Here is a 1,564-nt window from a genome sequence, read left to right as displayed (position 1 = left end):
CAAAATGAAAAAAAACAGTAAATCCACAACGTAATTGTGTTACAAATTAATCTTCGAAGCGCAAAAATCATCGGACAGATAAAACCATAGCTGAGGCGTTAAATATTGAATTTATAAAACTGAACCTATCCCTGCCTTGCTTTAAATCTTTTATTCTTTTTATCTATAACAAATATTTTAAATCCACGCTTGATCAATTTACAATTCCGGCTTCTTTTTCTTGCTGATTTTAAAGAACTAATAATTTTCATTTTTCAATCCAAAATAAAATAATATCTTTATTCAATAACTTATGACTCTCAGATAAACATATATCATATAGCAGCACAGTTGTTATACTCTTATGTATAAAAGCATATAGGCTTTTGATACATCTTATTTTCTTTGATGTCAATTTTTATAATATTATTTAATTAAAAAAATCTTTATTTAACCAAAGAATTTATAACATAATTTATATTATCCTTATTATATGGCTTAGGTATAAAGCCTATAGCCCCGCACTTATATGCTTTATCTATTTCTTTTCTATCAAATAAACCACTTTGTATAATTATAGGAATGTTTGTTATATTTTTTGTAGATTTTATTTTACGTAATAAAGAAATTCCACACATTTCATCCATCATAATATCAACTAAGATTATATCTATTCTTTCTTCACATTTTTTTAATATAGCTAGAGCATTTTTTCCTCCCAGAGCAGTAAATACTTTATAACCCAAACTTGAAAGTATTATTGAACAAGCTGTCAAACAATTTTTATCATCATCCACAATGAGCACATTATAGATGTTATTTGAAAATTTAATATGAGGCATAATTTTTTTGTGTATAAGTGGTAATATGAAGAAAAAAGTAGTTTTTTTACCATTACTATCAGCCCCTATATATCCTTTATGAGCAGTAATAATTTCGTGACAGATTGCTAATCCTAACCCTGTACCTCCTGTTTTTGATCTAGTTCTAGAACTTTCTATAAATGGTACAAATATATCTTCTAATTCACTTTGAGGAATTCCTACCCCTTGATCTGTAATACTAGTCTTTATACCCTTTTGTTGAGGATTATTAATAACTGCAAAATTATCTTCCTTAATGGCTACAATTATATCACTATCATTGCCATATTTTACTGCATTAGCAATAATATTTCTTATTACTTGAGCAATTCTCTCATAATCAAAATTTAATAAAATATTTGATTTAGTTAGTACTTTAAGCTCTATATTAACATGATTTGGTAAATAACTGAATTCTGAGATTACCTCTGATATTACTTTTTGTAAATTATTCTTTTTTAAGCAAAATGTCATTTTATCTGCATTTAACTTTGATAAATCAAGCAAGTTAGATAATAAATTCATTAATCTATCGCTGCTATCAGCTATTTTTGTAGCTAAATTCTTTCGCTGTTCTTCTGATAATATATCCCATGAATCTCTTAAACCTCCTGATATACCAAGTATACTTTGTAATGGTGTCCTTATCTCATGACTTACATTATTAAGTAAATCTTGTTTAATTGATAATGCTTTTTTTAAATGTTTTGTTCTCGCTATCA

General features: G+C 26.5%; 2 protein-coding genes. Both read right to left on the bottom strand.

From position 1 onward, the window contains the following. Positions 1-125 precede the first annotated feature (125 nt). Positions 126-251 (bottom strand): ribosomal protein bL36, encoded by a 126-nt coding sequence (locus IHI24_RS04645; RefSeq protein ID WP_194966900.1) that lies wholly within the window; start codon positions 249-251, stop codon positions 126-128. Between the two features lie 174 nt (positions 252-425). Beyond that, positions 426-1,564 (bottom strand): ATP-binding response regulator (locus IHI24_RS04640; RefSeq protein ID WP_194966899.1); only part of this gene is annotated, 1,139 nt, incomplete at its 5' end.

Source organism: Rickettsia endosymbiont of Cardiosporidium cionae, from assembly GCF_015476335.1.
GTDB lineage: Bacteria > Pseudomonadota > Alphaproteobacteria > Rickettsiales > Rickettsiaceae > JADHZC01.
Note: the sequence above shows the minus strand (reverse complement) of the source record. Positions and strands in the feature narration are given on the sequence as shown.